The following is a 19,417-nucleotide window of genomic DNA, read 5'->3' on the forward strand; positions in this document are numbered from 1 at the left end:
TATTTATCTGTTTTTGTTTTCTGTTGTAACCGTTTTGCGAAATGGGTCATATTACCGTGTGAAATGCGTCATATTAGAGCGTAAGATGAGCCATATTAGCGCGTAAGATGAGGCATATTGCAAAACCGTTTGAGCGATATGGTTTTACCCTATGGTTTATTCTGTCAGGCAAACAGGCCCTTTTTTCACAACTGTGTTGGGCGTATGCTCTTGCCCTTTCCCTGTAATCAAGTCTTTGAGCGGTATGGCTTGGAATGTCATCTGTGCTACACTGCTCTCATAAAGAATGCCTACGGTTTCGCGATCTATCATCGTAAGACAGCTATATCCCCAGCCATAGCCATCATCTAACAGCACTTGATGCTCGCTTTTCCATGTCTTTCCGTCATCGAAACTCATCTTAATAGTGATGTTTTTGCGTTCCTTTGGGTCGTTAGGATTAGCAAAAAGCAGGATATTCTTACCCAAGACATTGTCCTTGGCACGCACACTGATGAGGCTTCCCATGCAGATTGGCTCTTGCAAAGCCTTGATGTTAGAAGAGTGTTCCTGCCATGTCTTACCCCAATCACGTGTGGTATACACCGCCCTTCCACCGCCACTCTGGTTCCGCATGTTGAGCATAAGTTCGCCATTAGGCAGTTCTGCCACCTGCGCTTCAGTGGTGTTGTTGCATGCCGGCTCCGAAATAGCCCATGTTTTTCCATGGTCTTTGCTATACATGATACCTGCATGAGGCACTCGGTTCTTATCAATAAACTGCATGGCAAATACTAATGTGCCGTCTTTACAGGTGATACCACGGCCTGGCCCTTGGAAGAAGAAGTACCATTCCGGGTGCTTCAGCTGTGCTGTCAGATTGATAGGAGCCGACCATGTGCGCCCATCGTCGGTGCTTTTTGACATCATTAATTGTGCCGTATGATACTTGTCCATACCCGGTTGTGAACTTACCCACGCCCTTTGATTACCCATTCCATGAGTCCAAGTGCCTACAACCCAAATGGTATTATTGGTGTTATCCACCAAGATTGCAGGGTCGCCGACACCGTTTTGGGCAGCAGGAAGACCGCCATTCTCACCAAAAGCCAATGGCAGACGCATGGGTTCCCATGTTTTTCCATTATCAGTGCTGCGGCTTAATCCTACATCTATGTGTTCTTGTAGGTCGACACTGCTGTTATAGCGCACGTCATAAACCCCAAGAAGTGTACCTTTATTTGTCGTCACTAAACCAGGGATACGATACGCAGAAACGCCATCATCACCCGCATGACGCACACCTATGCCCATTCTTCGCTCCATATCGGGAGTTGAGGTGTTGACAAGTGGCAGTGCTTTTCCGTCGGCAACAGCCTTTGAAAGCACGGCTTTCAACTTTGTTTTAACTGGCGCATTGGGCTGCATTTCAATGCTCACCCAGAAATAATTTACGCCTGGGAAGAGTTGTTGTTTGGCTTGTAATGTGAGATGATGTGCTGTAGGTTTGAGTTCACTTCGCAGCACGACATACGATGGTATGGCACGTAAAGTCTTGCCAGGTGTAAAGTTTGTGATGTAATCTACAGGCGCAAAGCGCATCTTTTTGCTATGTTGCCGAGCCTCGGTACCCCCATAATAGAGACGGATTATCTTCACTTGATTGATTGGGAAGGCCTTGTCAAGGTCGACTTCAACGTTATCCAACGTCTTAGTTTCCGTGGCATCAAGTCGCATCAGCAGCAATATATTGTCGTGACGCTCTATGAGAATAGGCACTTGGGGCTGCTTAATAAATAAAGTGTCGGCTGCTTTTGCATGAAAACTGCCTAAAAGAAGTAACGCAAGAAGTATCTTTTTCATATGCTATTTATTTTCGGTTAATGATAATTTCGTCTGTAAAGAGCCAACTGTCAGGCTCATGAAGCTGCGCTTTGATATGCACATAGCGACCTTTGGCATGCCCTTTCCAACGGTAAGGATAAATGAGATAGCCTGCAGAAGGTTGGATATCACAAGTTGTTTTGTCGATTTCAACATAGTCTTTTCCACCTGCCGACACACCAATTTGCACTGAAGCAGGGGTATAAATCATGCTGGCAGGCTGTTGCATGAAGTTGATTTCAATGTCTTTAATATCTGTAACCTTTTCCATATCTATGATGACTTCCACGCCTTTAGGGTCGATAAAGCCTTGCCATCTACCCTCGATATATCCCCAGTTTCCACCGCGTCCATTGGTCAAAGTGCTATCACCTTCGGCACGATACTTCGGTGCATACTTACTCAGATAGATCACTCTTTTGTTCAAAGCCTCATGGTTAATGCCGGAAACAAATTCTTTTCGCTCCCCAATCTCATGGGTCAAATCGAAAGTGTTATAGCCTTTCTGCTGTAAGAAAGCAACGGCATGAAGTGCCCGTTTACAGAACTTTGCATAATCCTTAGGGCCATTTGTCCATCCAATCTCAGCCAAAGCTAAGGCTCGGGGATAGAGCATGTACTCCAAATGTTGGGGAGTTGAGATATATTCTGTCCACACATTACCTTGCAATCCCTCAACAAAAGCTTCGGTTTGTGGTGTCCTGCAACTATCAGGAAGAGGCTCATAACCATACGTTTTCTCAAGTGTTACGAAGCCACCTTGTGCCTTTGGCTGTGTCATTGGTGCGTCTTGATACATGTCGAGATAGCAATATTCTCCGGGAGTCATTACAACCGGATGTCCTTTTCGTGCAGCTTCGAGTCCTGCTTTGAAGCCTCTCCACGACATGACAGCGGCATTTGGTGCGAGTTTTCCTTCCATAATCTCATCCCAACCCATGAGTCTCCGACCATGACTGTTGAGAAACTGCTCTATCTTTTCTGTGAAATGACCTTGCAATTCGGCTGTTGTCTTGAGCCCGTTTGCCTGCATCTCACGTTGACAATCGGTGCAAGTGGCCCATGTTTTACGCTCTGCTTCGTCGCCACCAATATGAATATAAGAGGAAGGAAACAGCGCCATAACTTCCATAAGCACATCTTTCAAGAACTGATAGGTGCTGTCTTTGCCCACACAGAAATCGGATTGACCATGCACCTTGCCTCCACATGCAAGCTCTGGATAGGCCCATAGCACTTCATTACTATGCCCAGGCATTTCTATTTCGGGTATAACCGTGATGTGTCGGGCTGCAGCATAGGCCAAAAGATCGCGCACTTCATCCTGCGTATAATAGCCTCCGTAAGCACCGGGAGCTTCTTTTCGGCAGAAAGTTCGGTCACCGTTGTTCCACCATTTTTCCCAGTCTTCCTGTGTTCTGTAGGCAGTTTCTTCCGTCAGACGAGGGTATTTCTTGATTTCCAAGCGCCAACCTCCACCATCAACCAAATGCCAATGGAAGCGATCAAACTTGTAATAAGCCATTGCATCAAGCTGTTTCTTGAGCACATCTATAGGGAAAAAGTGGCGCGAACAGTCTATCATGATGCCTCGGTAGGGGTATTTGGGCTGGTCGGTAATGGCTATATAGGGAAACTTCCCATTCTCTTCGAGTTGTCGAAGCGTTTGCAAACCATAGAAAAATCCCATGGGTGTGAGCGCTTCTATCTTCACTCCATGGTCGGAAATGCGAAGATGATAACCTTGAAGCCGCACACTATCCGCTGCCACTTGAGCCTGCTGGGGTGTTCCTGTGCATACCAACTGTAAGAAACAGCCACTATCTTTGTGTACAGAACGTTTCTTTTTAACATTTAATTCTTGGCTTATCGACTGCGGGATGTAATCTTTCAGTAGGGCTATATCTTTTCCATTGAGATTGGACATGATACCTTCCAACTGACTTGAAGCCAACGTTCCCTTACCTTTAACTATACTTTGGGGCTTCGGAATGATGTTTTGTGCGCGGGTTTCAAAACTAAAACACGCGGTCAACAAAACTATTACACCTAATTTTACGTATGATTTCATTTCATCAAGATTGGCTATGCGTGGCGTCTTTTGAATGATACGCCACGACAATCGCCATTATTTTAATGTGAATTTCAATGTACCCGCCTTCACCAAGTCATTGTGACTGATGCGATACTGATGCCAAGGCTTACCACCAACTTCAATCTTTTCAATGCGGACAGTATTAGGATTGCTTCGCAGAGTCTCGATAACAAGTTTGTCTTTACCCCATTGTTTTTCATCAAGATGAAGGGTTATCTTGTCGAATACTGGTGAGGTCAGCGTATAAGCCGGCTCACCCGGGCAATCAGGATAGAAGCCCATCATGCTGAAAAGCGCCCAAGCCGACATGGTTCCTGTGTCATCATTGCCGGGAAGTCCCTCGGGACTATTCTTGAAATAGGTTTGAAGCAACTGGTGAGTGAGCACCTGTGTGCGCCATTCTTCGCCCTTAAAATAAGAGAACAGATAAGGATAAGCAATGTTAGGTTCATTAGTTGGGTCGTAGTTTCCTCTGTCAAACACCGACTGAAGCTGTTTAACGAAACGCTCTTTTCCACCCATCAACTTGGCCAGTCCATAGACATCGTGGGGCACATAGAATGTATAATTCCACGCATTTCCCTCATGGAAACCCGGAGAAGGTTCCCAATTGGCCCCTTGGAGTGGATTAAACGGACTGTAGAACTTGCCATTTGGAAGAATAGGACGCAGCATATTGAACTCCTTACTAAAGTAATGGCGATAGCCCATCGACCGTTTATAGAACAGCTTTGCATCGGCTTTGTGGCCCAAAGCATTGGCCAAGCGCGACAAAGCATTGTCAGCAATGTAATATTCCAAAGCATGTGACACCGAATTATCAAACGAATCGCGCAACGAAACATAGCCCTTTTCCACATATTCGTTGTTATCCGGACGCAAGGGATTGCTTTTTTCGTCTGTCATTGCACCCTTTTTCATGGCTGTGTAGGCCTTGTTGATGTCGTAACCACGCAGCCCTTTCAACCAGCAGTCAACGATAACAGGGATTGAAGGGTCGCCTTCCATCGTATAAGTCTCACGTCCAAAGAGTTCCCATTTAGGCAACCAACCGCACTCATCATACATGCTGATCATGCTTTTAACCATGTCTCGTTGACGATTGGGAAAGATTAGAGTCATGAATTGATGCAGGTTGCGGTAAGTATCCCACAGGGAAAATACCGTATAGCGATTGCCCTCGCTCTGTTTCAACACACGACTGCTCTCCATAGCAGGGTAATCTCCGTTCACATCTTGCAGGATATTAGGATGTATCAACGTGTGGTACAGTGCGGTATAAAAGATAGTTTGCTGATCTTTTGTACCTCCTTCAACTTCTATACGCTTGAGATCGGCGTTCCATTTCTGCCGTGCTTCCTGTGCAACAGCATTGAAATCCTTGCCTTGTTGCTCTACGTTCAGGTTCTCACGTGCATTGGCAATGCTCACAAACGATACGCCTATCTGCACCTCTATGACTTCGTTCTCGGCAGTATTGAAGTTCATATACACACCGATATCATCGCCGGCAATCTCTTTCTGATAAGCCGTATAGAGCTTATATTGCCCTCTATCGGGGAACCATTCAGCCTGTTTGTCAGGCCGTTCACGCTGTTTCTTCCAATAACCAGCACTCTCCGGCACCTTATTTACACGCATAACGAAGTAAATAGGGAATACAGCTTGGGCATAATAACAAAAAGCTCCCTGCAACTTAAAGCCTTCATATTCCGTCGGACTCACCTGTTTTACCATTGCCCCGCTTTCTTTTGTGAGTCCTTCTCCTAAGTTAAGCAACAGATGGCTGGCTCCTTTAGGGAACGTGAAGCGTTCAACTGCAGTGCGGAGCGTAGCCGAAACCTCAGTCTTTACACCGTGTTTTACGAGGAAGTTGCTGTAATAACCCGGGCGAGACACCTCATCTTTATAGTGACTTCCATATTCGCGATAGTCAACATTGAGTTTTCCTGTGGTAGGCATCAACAGCAAAGAACCCACATCGGGACAGCCCACACCGCTGAGGTTGACATGGGAATAGCCCGTGAAAAACACATTATGAAACTCATAGGGCGTCGACCACCAGCGTGAATCTTTGTCACATTTGTTTTCATCGGAGCCCATGACATTGAACGGAACGACCGACATGAGTCCGTTAGGGCAAATGGCTCCGGGGTTGGTTGTACCTAAATTAGAAGTGCCAATAAAGGTGTTTACCAAGTCAACAGGTTCAATTTCAGATGCACGGGCTGTCTGTAGCGTACCTAAATTGCACGCTATACACAAGGCAATGATGAGGTTTTTCTTCATAGTGTAAAGAGTTAAAAGCTAAAAGAGGTTTGCAGTTCGGTTACAAATATACGAATATTGTATGAGAAACACATACACTTGGCGCAACAATATACGATATATCATCATGCGAAGGGATAACTGTTGCGGGATAATGCACCCTGCATTACCCCGCAAAAACGATGTTTATTTCAATATGTTGTTCTGCTTAATGAAGTCAACAATCTCGCGAATATAGCCAAAGGACAATCCTACAACAGTGTCGGCTGCCCCATAATACACGGCCACACGCTCGTCATCGTGGAGTGCAGCACATGGGAACACCACGTTAGGCACGTCACCCTGAAGCTCATAAGGAGCGTTCGGAGCCAGGAGATAAGGTTGAGTGCGATAGAGAACTCGCTCCGGATGCTCCTTATCCAGAATGGCCGCACCCATCGAATAGCGATAACCGTTGCACGTTGTGATTACGCCATGATAGAACAAAAGCCAGCCTTCATCGACCAAGAAAGGCACGGGACCGGCACCTATCTTGGTACATTGCCATGCACTTTGTGGGAAAGGCGTGGGTGACATCACACATCTATGCTCGCCCCAATACTTCATGTCGGGGCTGAAACTAAGGTAGATATCGCCGAACGGCGTATGACCATTGTCGCTCGGACGGCTCAACAAGGCATACTTCCCATTAATCTTTTCGGGAAAGAGTACGCCATTTCGGTTGAAAGGAAGAAAGGCATTCTCACACTGATAGAATGTCTTAAAGTCGAAAGTATAGCCAATACCTATCGTTGGTCCATGGTAACCGTTGCACCAAGTAATCCAATAGCGGTCTTCAATCCATGTGACGCGTGGGTCATACTTATACTCTGATTCAATCATCTCTGTGTTCCCAGCTTCGAAGACAATAGGAGTTTCATTGATTTTCCAATGAATACCGTCATCACTGAAGCCTGCAAAGATGTTCATCTGCACAGCTTTGTTGTCGCAACGGAACACCCCTGCAAAGCCTTCTCCAAATGGAACGACGGCACTGTTGAAGATACTGTTCGACGTTGGAATGTCATATCGATGGATAATGGGGTTCTGACTGTAACGCCACATCACGTCCTTACAACCTTGAGGACGGTCTTCCCAAGGCAGAATGTCTTTTAAGTTTTTCATTATAAAAATGTTTTTACGTTTTTAGTTCTGTGAATTTCAGCATGTAATAATGCATAACAAAGGTAATTCTTTTCTTTGATAAAACTCTTGATTTATTAAACATTAAGCCGTCAAAACACTTCTTAACTCTTTTAAACAGACATGAGGAAGACTGTTCATCAAAATGTAACAAAGGCTTTAGCAAAAGGCTATCTGTAGCAAACTAAAAGCAGGAGAAGACAAGAAACTATGTTCAATGAAATGACGATGCCACAGAAAGGAGAGGCTCGGACAAAATACTTCAAGGAGTTGTTTGCTTAAGATTAAAATCTATTTTATTCTTTCCTAAAAATATTTACAAATGCTTTCGCATAACTCGCGTATTTGAAACAGGAGTCTTCCTCGCTCCAAATACGCGCTGTATTTTGGCATTTTACAACTCATTGGCTATCAAATCATTATAAAACTCAAGCCAAAAAGCGATGTAAAATCACACTGAAATATGCTGTGTTTTGCATCAAATAACCTTGCAATCTGCATCAAATTGTGGTGCAATCTGCATCAAATCGCATGGTCATTTCAGTCATATTGCGCGATAAAGTGACAGAGATTGAAAGATAAAAGGAAAGAACCGAGGATATCGAAACCATTAAATGGCTTCATAGATGCAAAGAAAGTGGTCTTTCATTTCTATTTGGTCATGTTGAAAAGGGGCAAAAAACAGGATATAAAATTTACAAAATCACAATTCCAGAGGAACTGTTTTATAAAATTACAACGCCTTGAACAGAAGTTGTCAAAAGTGCTGTTAAATTCAAAAAGATAGGTAGAAATGCATCCGTCAGCAGCAAGATACACTGTGAGTTCATGGCTTACAAAGTTTCAAAGAAAGGCTGAAGCCTGTAAATATAACCTTGACAGCCCTCCTTTTTACGTCTAAAATAAAGGAATATCCTGCTGCTGTTTAATGCAGGATTTCCTTGAGTTTCTTTTCATAGGCCTTTGCATAAGCCATATTCCCGATGTCGTTAGGGTGAGAAGCCTCTATCATGGCATCTTCAGTAAATTCAATCTCTTGACTGTTCTGATAGTAGATACCCTTCACTCCCGCCTTGAGCAGCGACTCATAAGCTGCCCGCAATGCTTTATTGGCACTGCGCATGCGGTCTTCAGCATGCGGATTAAAGGTGATGTCGGGCTGCGGATAGCTCTCTGACAAAAGGATAGGTGCATTGCTTTTTCGACGTAACTGATGCACACCTTGCGTGATGCGCTTGATGATTTCTTCATCAGTGAGCCTGTAACTGTTGGGGATTGGGTCAATGATAAACAGTTTGGCATCAATCTCACTCAAAGCTTTGAACAGTTCAGGTTCCATTAAACAAGAGCCGGAGAAGCCCATATTCACAATGTTATAACCGGTTTGTCGTTGGAGAATATTGGTCCACATGAGCCCCGGACGCGACGGAGATGCACCTTGAATAATAGAAGAACCATAGATGACTATGGGGTTATCGGTCCTCACAGGGCAGAAATTAAAGGTTGCTTCTTTCTCAACACCAACCTTAAGTGATGTCAAAGTGCTGTAAGGTGGAAGATATAATTCATAAGTTCCCTCGCCAGTTTCAAGCTCACGGAAAGCAAAAGAGATTGTGTCAGGGCCCCAATTCCACTGCATGTGGTTGCCAATCCAGTGCGTATGGCCATTGTTATTTGTCGCATATAGGTCTATTCCTGCCTGATTGAGCCTTGACATATTGGGCAATTGAGGAGCATTAACCACGGTATATTTGAACTGCAAGGTTCGCGAGTTCGTAGTGAATCTTATGGTTAGTCCTGCTGCATTCTGCGACAGTTTCCACACTTTCTCGGGCATATTCTTCTGCATACGATTAGGCAAACGGGTGTAGGTTCCTTGCAGTTCGCTATCCCAACCTCTACCGTTAATACATGATTGGGGGGCTTTCACGGGGTCGTACCACGCAAGAGTCTGTGCCCCTGCATGCAACGTGCACAGGAGGAGCACAATAATGTAGATTGTCTTTGCTTTCAAAGGCTTCATAGATAAAAGAGTTTTAGATAGCTACGAAACAAGAGGCTCAATGTCAACAGCCTATAGATACGTTGAACATGAGCCTCCGGATGAGGTTATCGGGCAGCAAACTGTTGTTCTCCCGACTTCTGAAAAGAATGATGTTTACCAGTCAGATCTGTTGTGATTGAAACGATTTGGCCAGAGGTGGAGTGCATAGACATAGTTGTGGAGATCATAAATCTTTGCCATGTGGTCTGCACGTTGCTTGAAGTTATTGAAATCTTTCTTATCGGTTGGCGTCCACTGTACCTCACAAAGGGCCGCCATACGGGGCAACACGGCATATTCGGCACGGTTTGGATAAGCCACATATTCGGTCCAAAGGTTTCCCTGTGCACCCAGAATATGCTTACGGGAGTCTGCAGACATCGTTGCAGGTGCAGGGTCAAGGCTGTAGACTTTCTCTACTGTGAGAAGTGCATGCTGGCCTTCCGGCTCTGTTTCCTCGTTTTTATTCTGCTTATAGTCAAAGTAACAGTATGACGTGGGGCTCATAATGACATCATGACCCAACTTCGCTCCACGCTCTCCCGGCTCGATACCACGCCAGCTCATGATAGTTGCACTCGGGTTGATATCGCCATCAAGGATTTCATCCCAACCGACAATCTCACGTCCCTTGCCGTTGATGTATTTCTCAACGCGGTTGGTAAAGTAAGCTTGCAGCTTGTTCAATTTCAAGTTATTCTCGTCAGCAACCTTCTTACATTTAGGACATTCTCCCCAGCGTGTGGTCGGAGTTTCATCACCACCAATGTGGATGTACTTGGCAGGGAAGATGTCGGCAACTTCATCAATGATATCATTGACAAACTGATAAACCTTTTCATTCCCCAAGCAGAGCACGTCCTTATAAATGCCCCAAGCGTGACCGACCTCATAAGGCCCGCCTGTACAACCAAGTTCGGGATAAGCAGCTAAAGCTGCTTTCATGTGACCAGGCATGTCAATTTCAGGAATAACGGTGATATGACGCAGGCGTGCATACTCCACAATCTCCTTTGCCTCTTTCTGTGTATAGAAACCGCCATAGGGCTGTCCGTCATCAACATCAGAGTTATGCCCCATGATTGTACCTGTGCGTTTGGAGCCAATCTCTGTCAACTTTGGATACTTCTTAATCTCAAGACGCCACCCCTGATCATCGGTAAGATGCCAATGGAAGACATTCATGTTGTGAAGTGCCAGTAAATCTATATACCGCTTCACGAAATCAACAGAGAAGAAATGACGTGAGCAATCAAGCATCATACCGCGATAAGCAAAGCGAGGTGCATCGGTAATCTCTGCAGCCGGAAGCATAACAGGCTCCGCATTTGCTGCATTCATGATAGGCAATGATTTGCGAAGCGTCTGAATACCATAGAAGATACCAGCGGAAGTACGTCCGCTGATGACCACTTTCTTAGCCGAGACAGAGAGTTTGTAGGCCTCTTCTCCCTGCATTTTCGGGTCAAGCACGAGCATGATTGCCGGCGTTTTCACCTTAGCAGAGTTGTTGACTGTAAGCGTCAGCCCCGTTGTTTCCTTGATATAGTCGCAAAGGAAACGTGCATTTTTCTGCATCAGTTCATCAGACGAGGTACAGATAATCTGTGTTGTCGGCAACAGACTGAAAGGCTTACCCTTACTCATCGTAATCTTCTGAGGCAGCGGAATTACGTGATAGTCGGCTTCTGCTGCGCTAACCTGTAACAGAGAAGCGCAGAGAGCAACTATCATTAACATTCTTTTGTGCATAGATAGGTTTTTAGATTGTGAATGAATTACTTATATCTTATATTCTACGAAAGCCTCCATCGCCTCGTAACAAGCCAGTCCTAAATCATCATAGAGCTTGGCTGTGCCACGGTTGCGATCTTCAGAACGCTGCCAGAAGAGGCGTTCGTCATTGCCCAGGAATGGTGCACTTTCCATCTGGCTCTGGTGCTTAAGAATGGAATTACGCTTTGCACGAAGTTCTTCCGGACTCATTGGAACGCACATTTCGATATTTTCAATCTCCCATTCTGCCCATGCACCGCGATACATCCATACTCGGCAGTCTTTCAACCACTCTGCATTTGCCTCCTTCTCCATATCGAGAGCGGCAAGAACAGCATCGGTACACTTGCGGTGAGTGCCATGTGGATCGGCCAAATCACCAGCCACATAAATCTGGTTAGGCTTTACAGTTGAGATGAGTTTCCTGACAATATTCACATCAGCCTCACCCATGGGAAGCTTCTCTATCTTACCAGATTCGTAGAATGGCAAGTCGAGGAAGTGAACATGGTCAAGAGGAATTTGATTGAAAGTACAAGCTGTACGAGCTTCTCCACGACGGATAAGTCCCTTGATAGTACGTATGTCCTGACTGTCAATATCACCCTCCTTCTTATTCTTGAGGAATTGCTTTATCTCTTTATATTTTGATCGGATAATCTCATCCTGCTCGTTACCGAAGAGCTGATTGAAGCCATTGATGAAATGCATGAAACGTACAACTTCCTCATCACCGACGGCAATATTACCCGAAGTTTCATAAGCTACATGCACGTCATGTCCTTGCTGTACAAGTCTACGCAGTGTGCCACCCATGGAGATAACATCGTCATCAGGATGTGGTGAGAAGACAATGACTTTCTTTGGGAATGGATTAGCACGCTCCGGACGATAGGTGTCGTCAGCATCAGGCTTTCCTCCTGGCCATCCGGTAATCGTGTGCTGAAGGTCATTGAAAATCTTAATATTGGCATTGTAAGCAGAGCCATAGAGGGCTAACAACTCACTCAAACCATTCTCATTATAGTCTTTATTGGTCAGTTTAAGGATTGGTTTGCCTGTAATCTGGCAAAGCCATACAAGTGCTGAACGCACCAATTTATCTGTCCATTTGCAAGATGCAACAAGCCAAGGGTGCTGAATACGCGTCAGTTTAGCAGCTGCAGAAAGGTCAATAACTACGTGGGCATTGTTGTGAGTCTGCAGGAAAGAGGCAGGAACAGCATCTGTAATCTTACCTTCAACGGTTTCTTTAATGATATCAGCTTTCTCTTCACCCCAAGCAGTAAGGAATATCTTGCGTGCAGAAAGGATGGTATTAATTCCCATTGTGATAGAACAAGGAGGCACGGTCTCCTGCGATCCGAAGCTCATCTTCATCTCATCGCGTGACATTTCGTCAATAAGAATGAGACGAGATGTAGAAGTGAGGCTTGACCCGGGTTCGTTAGTGGCGATATTACCCATGCGACCTATTCCCAAAAGAATAGCATCTAAACCGCCAAGGCTCTTGATGCGCTGTTCGTAGAGATAACAATGCTCTTGCACATCATCCTGGCTGATGGTGCCATCTGGAGTATGGATATTCTGTTCCTCAATGTCAATATGATCTAACAGGCGTTCCTTAAGCTGATTGATGCTGCGATTAACGTTCTCAGCACTAAGTGGGAAATATTCGTAAGCATTGAAGATGATGACATTCTTAAAGCTCAGTTTCCCTGCTTGATATCTTTTAATCATCTCCTGAAAGATAGGAGTAAGCGAAGAACCAGAGCCTACGCCCAGAACAAAGGACTCCCCTCCCTGCTGTTTACGCTTGATTTCAGCTTCCAACTGATTGACAATACTCACACTTCCCTCCTCAATCGTTGGGAAGATATCGGTTGGAACTTTCTCAAAACGAGTGATTTCAGAGCGGTCTACAGCTGTAGCTGGACGGTAAAACGCTTCAGGTGTCTGGTTAAGTACGATTTGTGAACTTAAATTCAGTTTCATTATAGGTTCTCCTTCTCTATGTTTTTAAAGTATTTGTAAGTCTCGACGGTGAGTTTATCAGTAGCAGCCTCATCACAAACGATAATGCCATGCTCATGCATCTGCAGCGCACTGATAGTCCATTTCTGGGTTATACCACCTTCTACTGCAGCATGTAAGGCCTCGGCCTTATGGTGTCCGTTGACGAGAATCAGCACTTCCTTTGCATCCATTACAGTGCCGACTCCCACAGTAAGCGCGTGTGCAGGAACTTTCATCGGGTCATTATCGAAGAAACGTGAATTGGCAATGCGCGTATCAGACGTAAGCGTCTTGATGCGTGTACGCGAACGAAGCGAAGAACCCGGCTCGTTAAAAGCGATATGTCCATCAGGGCCAATGCCACCTAAGAAGAGATCAATGCCTCCTGCCTCGCGTATCATGTCTTCATAATGCTGGCATTCCGCCTGCAAATCCTTTGCGTTTCCATTCAGAATGTGGATATTTTCTTTCGGACAGTCAATATGATTGAAGAGTTTCTCTGCCATGAAAGAGTGATAACTCTGCGGATGATCCTCTGGAAGTCCCACGTACTCATCCATGTTAAAAGTAACAACGTTCTTGAAACTAACCCTTCCTTCCTTGTAAGCCTTTATCAGTTCTGCATACATCCGCTCCGGAGAAGATCCTGTAGGCAGTCCAAGCACAAAAGGTTTTTCCTGTCCTTTGGCAGCATTAATACGTTCAATCACATAGTTGGCAGCCCATTTAGACAACTGCTCGTAGTTGGGTTCTATGATTAATCTCATAATTTTTGGGTTTTAAAATGTTTATTTTGTTTGGGTATTTTATTCTGTCTCTTTCTCTGTTTTCATTCTATCTTCAACAGCATTAACTTTATTCATTCTCTGCTGTTGCCTTGACTTTCTTTGTGGCATCAGGATAAGTAAATGGCACAAACCATGTAATCAGCAGCGCTGGAATAGTACATACCAACACAACAAGGAAGAAATGTTGATATCCAAGCTTATCACTGATATAACCACTCATCATACCCGGCAACATGACTCCAAGGTTCATGATACCACTGGCAAAGGCATAATGTGCCATTTGGTGCTTTCCTGGTGCTACCTGCTGCATCATAAAAAGCGACAATCCCACAAAGCCAAAGCCATAACCGAAGTATTCCATAACAATACCTCCACCTATCAACCAAAGACTTTCCGGCTGATAAAGTGCCAAGAATGTGTAGGCTACAAAAGGAATATTAAATACCAATGCCAATGAGAACAAACTCTTCTGCAATCCTCTCCACGCGATATAATAGCCTGCAAGAATGGAACCTAAGACAAAGGCAGCAGCACCGAAAGTGCCATAGTATAGTCCTATCTCTTGTTCGCTCAATCCCAATCCTTGTTCCGCACGCGAAGCTTTCAGAAAAAGCGGTACAATCTTCATCACAAATCCCTCGGCAAAGCGATAAAGTATGATGAAGCAGATATAATAGACGATGTGCCGTTTGGTAAAGAAATCCAAGAAAACTTCGAGCAACTCATGCAGGGAGTCCTTGAGAGACACCGGCTCCTTGTCGGCTTCTCCTTTGGGATTAGGAAGCATGAAATAGTGATAAACGCCTACAGAAACCATGATTACTGCAATAATCAGCATGATTATCATCCAAGCTTTTGTCACACCGAACAGCTTAATAAATGTACCGGCGAGATAAACCAATCCACCTGTCGCTGCAATCTTGGCTATATTGTAAAATGCTCCCTGCCAACCAATCCAGCGTGCCTGCTCCTCATTGGAAAGCACCGATATATACGTGCCGTCTGCTGCAATATCATGTGTAGCACCGCTCATGGCAATCACCGCAAGGATGGCTATCGTAATGGCAAAAAAGGAAGGCAGATGAAGCGCAAAGGCTACTAATGCAAAGAGCACGCCGGTAAGCAGTTGAGTGAGCACAACAAAGAACTTCTTGGTCTTATAAATCTCCAAAAATGGGCTCCATAAAGGCTTCAGCGTCCATGGAACCATAATAAGCGAGGTCCAAAAAGCAATTTGAGCGTCAGACACGCCCATTCCTTTATACATCAGTGCACTGACCATATTGAGTACAACGAAAGGCATACCCATGGCAAAATACAACGTTGGCACCCATGTTGCAGGGCTATGCGGTCTTCCTTGTGAAGGTGTCTTTATCGCGTGATTCTTAGCTTTTAGATCCATTGATAATGTTAAAGTTATGATTAAAAGGCCCCCAAAGATACACATTTACCTCCAAATATCAATATATTTAACTTTAATTTACTACCTTAGATACTATTCAGGACAAGTCGTAGTCTGAAAATTCTTACATCTTTGAAACAAAAAGAAGCGCAGGCCGTGTTATCACAACACAGCCTGCGCCGAACATTAGGGAATAGCATATCAAAAGCGATATGCTATCAGGTATATTGTTTCTATCAAATGCCCTGCATTTTCATTCTCCAGCCTTGGGCTTTCACGCTTCAGCCTTGGGCTTAATCTCATACTCGGGCTTTTCGGTTGTTCCTGCCGCCCCTGGCTTCGTGGGCTTCTTCTCATAAAGAAATAGAGAACCGTCCTTGTTCAGGCCCACCCAAATTGTCTTTAGTTTGCCGTCGGGCAGCGTCTGGCCTTTCATGGCCAATTCGTAGTGGCGCTTCGTGCCCGTGCCCTCGGTCTTGCCGGTGAACGAAAGGCTGCCTTTTTCTATACCCAAGAGCTGCTCCAAGGCAGCGAAACCGGGTTTCAAGAGTGCCTCGTATTCGGCCGTGCGCTTGTTGCGGGCCGTCTGCGAGGTGCCGGCACGGTGGGCTAAAGTCAAACGATATTTATCAACAAGGGCATTATACTGCATGATGAGGTCGGCCAGCTTGGGTGTTTCGGGCTCAAGGTCATCCAAGGAATCCATGCGGCGGATGACGGCATTGAGGGCTTTGTCGGTTGCTGCGCGCAGGGCTTTCACATCGAATGTGCCCGAGGGCAACGTCTCTTTCAACAGTGAGCGATAGCGCTGTTCGAAATCAGAATTGGCCACGGAGAGTCGCATCACGCTGTTCGAGGCCCCGAGCTGCGTCACGGCGGGCGACAGTTCGGCAGCGTTCAGGTCGGTCACAAGGTTCTTGATCATTCCCGTTTCCTTGTCGTAGTTGGCCACGGCGAGTTTCGGATAGCGACTCATCACCTCGTTCATCTGCTGCGCCGACTTTTGCTTCGTCGTGTCCGCCGAATAGCTGTGCATCTCGATGAGCAGCTGCAGGGCGCGGTAAGCCTGGTCGCGCACGCGGTCCAATTCCTCCAAATCGGCCGTTCCTTCCTGCTTTCGCGGCAGGTTGAGCGCCTTGTCCTCCTCGGCCACGGCCGTCTTGAGCGGTTCCAACACCGCCTTGATTTTCTCAATGGCCGACTCTTCACACATCGCGATGACGTGGCCGGCAAACTGGAAGTGCTCCATGTTGTGGAGCCGATTTAAGTGCATTGTTTTTAGTTCCATAGTTTTTGTTTTTTATGGTTAGACATTAGTGGCAGCCGAAGCCACCTTTTTTCTGTTAAAGCTAAAATCTGTTGGTTATTTAAGAAAATATGCCGTCGTCGGCCGACGATGAGTAGTTTTCATCGTTTTTTGCATTTCGTCGGCCGACGACGAGCTTTATTTCGCATTTTTCATCTGTCGTCAGCCGACGATGAGTAGTTTTCGTCATTTTTTGTATTTCGTCGGCCGACGACGAGTGTTTTTTTGCTATTTCTGCATTTCGTCGGCCGACGACGAGCTGTATTTCTCATTTTTCATCGTTTTCTGCTCTTCGGGAAGCCCCGAAACACGATTTTCTTCGCTTTTCAGGGATTCCGCGCGAAAAGCAAGAGCGGAAATCATTTTTCTCGCTAATGAGCGACTCTGTGAGATAATGATTCGCGCTTTAATCTCGTACGGGGCGAACGGAGAACACGTCCGACCGAAGGTCGCTCTGCTGCGGGGACACCTCGCCCGAGAAGATGAAGCGCAGGTAGTAACCGTAGCCCACGTCGTTGCTCGGGACTGCCGACCGATAGTAGCCGAAGTAGCCCACGCCGAACAGCGAACCGTTTTCGCTGTTGCGATAACCCGAAGCGGGGAAATATACGGTGGCATCGGGAGAAGTGATTTTGTTGTTGAAGTTCCACCCGTGCTCCCAAGCACCGCTTACATTCATTGGCCCATTATTCTGACCATTCGTCGTGAAACCGGTGAAGGCGTTAGAGGCGGGCATGTGGAAACCGGCAGGACAAGGGTCGTAGATGGTCTTGACAACACGGTTGTCGTTGAGGCCTATCGTAGTGTTCTCCATCGACCAGAGGTTGCGCTGATTGTAACCGTCAAACCAACTTGAACCCCATATATATAAAGTCCCGGGATTCTGAATACTGTTCTGGATAGACATATTATTGCCGCCGTTCTTATTGAAAGTGCCTCCAAGAATATCATCTGTTCCAGGGAGCGCATCCTTGCGGCCGAACTGATAGAGGGTGTTGTAGCCTTCACGCAGGGCCCCATTGTTCTGTGTGATGGTGATGGTGCTTTCTTTATAGTTGCCACCATTCTTTTCCAGTTGCCGTACTTTCACTTTCACCTTGCGGGGAGCTGAATAAGTCGTAGTCTGCCATTTTGTATATTTCCAGCCGAGGGTTTCGTTGGTGAAGTTGTAATCTTTCTTTTGGAAATTGGTCACCTTCGTAGTCTTCAGCACGTTGGCCTCGGTGAACCACAGATGCCATGACCATACGACAACACCATCCTTGGTTGCGGCGATGACGGCGTTTCCGGTTTTGATCTTGTCTTTAGGAACACGGAACTGCAGGAACTTGCCATCTGCCGAGATGCCAAGACTTTCAACGAGCCCAGTTTCGTCAGCCCAAACGAGTTTTGCGCCATTGGGCTTGTTGGCGCCGCTGTTGGTCTGGGTTATCCAAGGGTCGGTGATGACTACATCATTATGGTCCTTGAAGTGCGACAGAATATTGGTGCCTGCATGGGTTGTCTTATACGCGCTTTCGTTCTTTTGACCGTTCTTGATAGCGTTGCCATAAACGAGCGGAATGCGATAGTAGCCCGGTGCGGAAATCACGTAAGAGTTGGCCGTGTTTTCAACCTGTTCGCCACCATTGGTTTGGTTGGCAAGGTTGTAAGGGTTGGAGTTGCTTCCTTTCTCTTCGGCATTCTTGAGGGCCTGGTTGCGATAGGCTAAGCTGTCTACGATGACTGTGGTCACCGTGGGCTTGCCCACCTCTGCATCCTTTCCACCAGCGCCTTTGGTCAGGCTGAGATTGGTGAGCCAACTGGGCTTGTTGGGGCTCTCTTCACTCCAGGTTTTACCGCCGTCAGTGCTTTCCTGATAGCTCACGACTTCCCACTTCACGGGTTGGAAAGTATTGGTCGTTGGGTCTTTACGATAACTCTGGACGGTGTAGTTGTTGGTGCTTGTGGTCTGGTCATAGGCGATGGTGGCAGGGTCGGTCGTCTCAATCTGATAATCCCAGTTGCTGTTCTTCTCGGTCATCATGTAGGTCTTTGTCGTACCGGCTTTCCACTCCTTGCCACCGATATTGGCGGTGATATGGGTGTTGTCGGAGAAGGTAATGACAATCTTTGCGCCTGCGGGCACGGTCTGCGGCACCATGAGGAAGGTGTTGCCGTCTTTCACGATGACGGTGTTCAGTGTGCCCGAGGTAGACGCATTGATGTTATCCAGCTTGAAGTTCTCCGTGCTGCCATGATTGCTCCAGGTCTTGGTGGTCAGGTTGTACTGGGCATTTTTGTAGACGCCTTTGAACTCGATGCTCTTGATGGTTTTGTTCCACGAGAGGTTTGAGCCGATACCGAAGCGGATGGCGGTCAGCGCGTGGTAGAACTTCAAGGGCACAACGTGGGGCGCTCCACCGGTGGGGGTGTAGGTGAGCACATCGGTTTCGGCTGTCATCAGGTCGGTTTGGTTGGCGATGTCGGTCGAAGCTTCAAAATCGATGTAAGGCATGCTTCCTTCTGTAGGTTGCACGAGTTTCTGACGCGTGTTCGTGCCGTCCATATAGGGATAAACGGCATAGAACTTCAAGGTGGAAGCTGCCGAAGTCCAAACCTCGGGCTGGAACATCTTACCGTCCTTATTGACTTTTTTGTTGTACCTTAATTCCGCAACACTATTATAAATTAAACT

Annotated in this window: 13 protein-coding genes; 1 reads left to right on the plus strand and 12 read right to left on the minus strand. The window is 46.2% G+C overall.

What is annotated here, in order from left to right; genetic code table 11:
* Positions 1-156: 156 nt before the first annotated feature.
* The 10 genes from HMPREF2983_RS02895 to HMPREF2983_RS02945 form a co-directional block, all read right to left on the minus strand.
* On the minus strand, positions 157-1,842 hold the full coding sequence (locus HMPREF2983_RS02895) for a sialidase family protein (protein WP_070666576.1): 1,686 nt from the start codon (positions 1,840-1,842) through the stop codon (positions 157-159).
* A 7-nt stretch (positions 1,843-1,849) separates the two neighbouring features.
* Positions 1,850-3,934, minus strand: coding sequence for a beta-N-acetylhexosaminidase (locus HMPREF2983_RS02900; protein WP_070666611.1), 2,085 nt, complete (start codon positions 3,932-3,934; stop codon positions 1,850-1,852).
* 57 nt (positions 3,935-3,991) lie between these two features.
* A complete protein-coding gene (locus HMPREF2983_RS02905) occupies positions 3,992-6,247 on the minus strand; it encodes a GH92 family glycosyl hydrolase (RefSeq protein WP_070666578.1) in 2,256 nt (751 codons plus the stop codon).
* Between the two features lie 165 nt (positions 6,248-6,412).
* On the minus strand, positions 6,413-7,390 hold the full coding sequence (locus HMPREF2983_RS02910) for a glycoside hydrolase family 130 protein (RefSeq protein WP_004371886.1): 978 nt from the start codon (positions 7,388-7,390) through the stop codon (positions 6,413-6,415).
* Between the two features lie 943 nt (positions 7,391-8,333).
* On the minus strand, positions 8,334-9,431 hold the full coding sequence (locus tag HMPREF2983_RS02920; protein ID WP_070666583.1) for an SGNH/GDSL hydrolase family protein: 1,098 nt from the start codon (positions 9,429-9,431) through the stop codon (positions 8,334-8,336).
* A 135-nt stretch (positions 9,432-9,566) separates the two neighbouring features.
* Positions 9,567-11,204, minus strand: a complete 1,638-nt coding sequence (locus HMPREF2983_RS02925; RefSeq protein ID WP_070666586.1) for a beta-N-acetylhexosaminidase — start codon at positions 11,202-11,204, stop codon at positions 9,567-9,569.
* A 30-nt stretch (positions 11,205-11,234) separates the two neighbouring features.
* Entirely contained in the window at positions 11,235-13,223 is a 1,989-nt protein-coding gene (locus HMPREF2983_RS02930) for a glucosamine-6-phosphate deaminase (RefSeq protein ID WP_070666588.1), read from the minus strand.
* A complete protein-coding gene (nagB, locus tag HMPREF2983_RS02935) occupies positions 13,223-14,011 on the minus strand; it encodes a glucosamine-6-phosphate deaminase (RefSeq protein ID WP_070666590.1) in 789 nt (262 codons plus the stop codon). Before nagB ends, HMPREF2983_RS02930 begins: the two co-directional genes overlap by 1 nt.
* An 88-nt stretch (positions 14,012-14,099) precedes the next feature.
* Positions 14,100-15,434, minus strand: coding sequence for an MFS transporter (locus tag HMPREF2983_RS02940; RefSeq protein WP_070666593.1), 1,335 nt, complete (start codon positions 15,432-15,434; stop codon positions 14,100-14,102).
* Between the two features lie 274 nt (positions 15,435-15,708).
* Complete coding sequence (locus tag HMPREF2983_RS02945; RefSeq protein WP_371441333.1) at positions 15,709-16,512, minus strand: DUF6261 family protein; 804 nt, start codon at positions 16,510-16,512, stop codon at positions 15,709-15,711.
* Here HMPREF2983_RS02945 and HMPREF2983_RS14470 point away from each other — a divergent pair.
* The gene (locus HMPREF2983_RS14470) at positions 16,465-16,701 is read left to right on the plus strand and encodes a hypothetical protein (protein WP_371441334.1); all 237 of its coding nucleotides are present in this window, start codon (positions 16,465-16,467) and stop codon (positions 16,699-16,701) included. The two genes, HMPREF2983_RS02945 and HMPREF2983_RS14470, sit on opposite strands and share 48 nt — an antisense overlap.
* Positions 16,702-16,801: 100 nt before the next feature.
* On the opposite strand, the gene HMPREF2983_RS14405 is transcribed toward HMPREF2983_RS14470, so the two are convergent.
* Together HMPREF2983_RS14405 and HMPREF2983_RS02950 are read right to left on the minus strand one after the other, a co-directional pair.
* Complete coding sequence (locus HMPREF2983_RS14405; RefSeq protein ID WP_256374452.1) at positions 16,802-16,930, minus strand: hypothetical protein; 129 nt, start codon at positions 16,928-16,930, stop codon at positions 16,802-16,804.
* A gap of 216 nt (positions 16,931-17,146) precedes the next feature.
* Positions 17,147-19,417, minus strand: a 2,271-nt coding sequence (locus tag HMPREF2983_RS02950; RefSeq protein ID WP_141757615.1) for a fimbrillin family protein, incomplete at its 5' end; no start/stop codon positions are given.

It is taken from the genome of Prevotella sp. HMSC077E09, from assembly GCF_001814685.1.
In the GTDB taxonomy this organism is placed as follows: Bacteria; Bacteroidota; Bacteroidia; order Bacteroidales; family Bacteroidaceae; genus Prevotella; species Prevotella oris.

Excerpts from the sequence above, each read along its gene's own strand:
- HMPREF2983_RS02895 (WP_070666576.1), bottom strand. The coding sequence starts at position 1,842 with ATGAAAAAGATACTTCTTGCGTTACTTCTTTTAGGCAGTTTTCATGCA.
- HMPREF2983_RS02900 (WP_070666611.1), bottom strand. The coding sequence starts at position 3,934 with ATGAAATCATACGTAAAATTAGGTGTAATAGTTTTGTTGACCGCGTGT.
- HMPREF2983_RS02905 (WP_070666578.1), bottom strand. The coding sequence starts at position 6,247 with ATGAAGAAAAACCTCATCATTGCCTTGTGTATAGCGTGCAATTTAGGT.
- HMPREF2983_RS02910 (WP_004371886.1), bottom strand. The coding sequence starts at position 7,390 with ATGAAAAACTTAAAAGACATTCTGCCTTGGGAAGACCGTCCTCAAGGT.
- HMPREF2983_RS02920 (WP_070666583.1), bottom strand. The coding sequence starts at position 9,431 with ATGAAGCCTTTGAAAGCAAAGACAATCTACATTATTGTGCTCCTCCTG.
- HMPREF2983_RS02925 (WP_070666586.1), bottom strand. The coding sequence starts at position 11,204 with ATGCACAAAAGAATGTTAATGATAGTTGCTCTCTGCGCTTCTCTGTTA.
- HMPREF2983_RS02930 (WP_070666588.1), bottom strand. The coding sequence starts at position 13,223 with ATGAAACTGAATTTAAGTTCACAAATCGTACTTAACCAGACACCTGAA.
- nagB (WP_070666590.1), bottom strand. The coding sequence starts at position 14,011 with ATGAGATTAATCATAGAACCCAACTACGAGCAGTTGTCTAAATGGGCT.
- HMPREF2983_RS02940 (WP_070666593.1), bottom strand. The coding sequence starts at position 15,434 with ATGGATCTAAAAGCTAAGAATCACGCGATAAAGACACCTTCACAAGGA.
- HMPREF2983_RS14405 (WP_256374452.1), bottom strand. The coding sequence starts at position 16,930 with ATGACGAAAACTACTCATCGTCGGCTGACGACAGATGAAAAATGCGAA.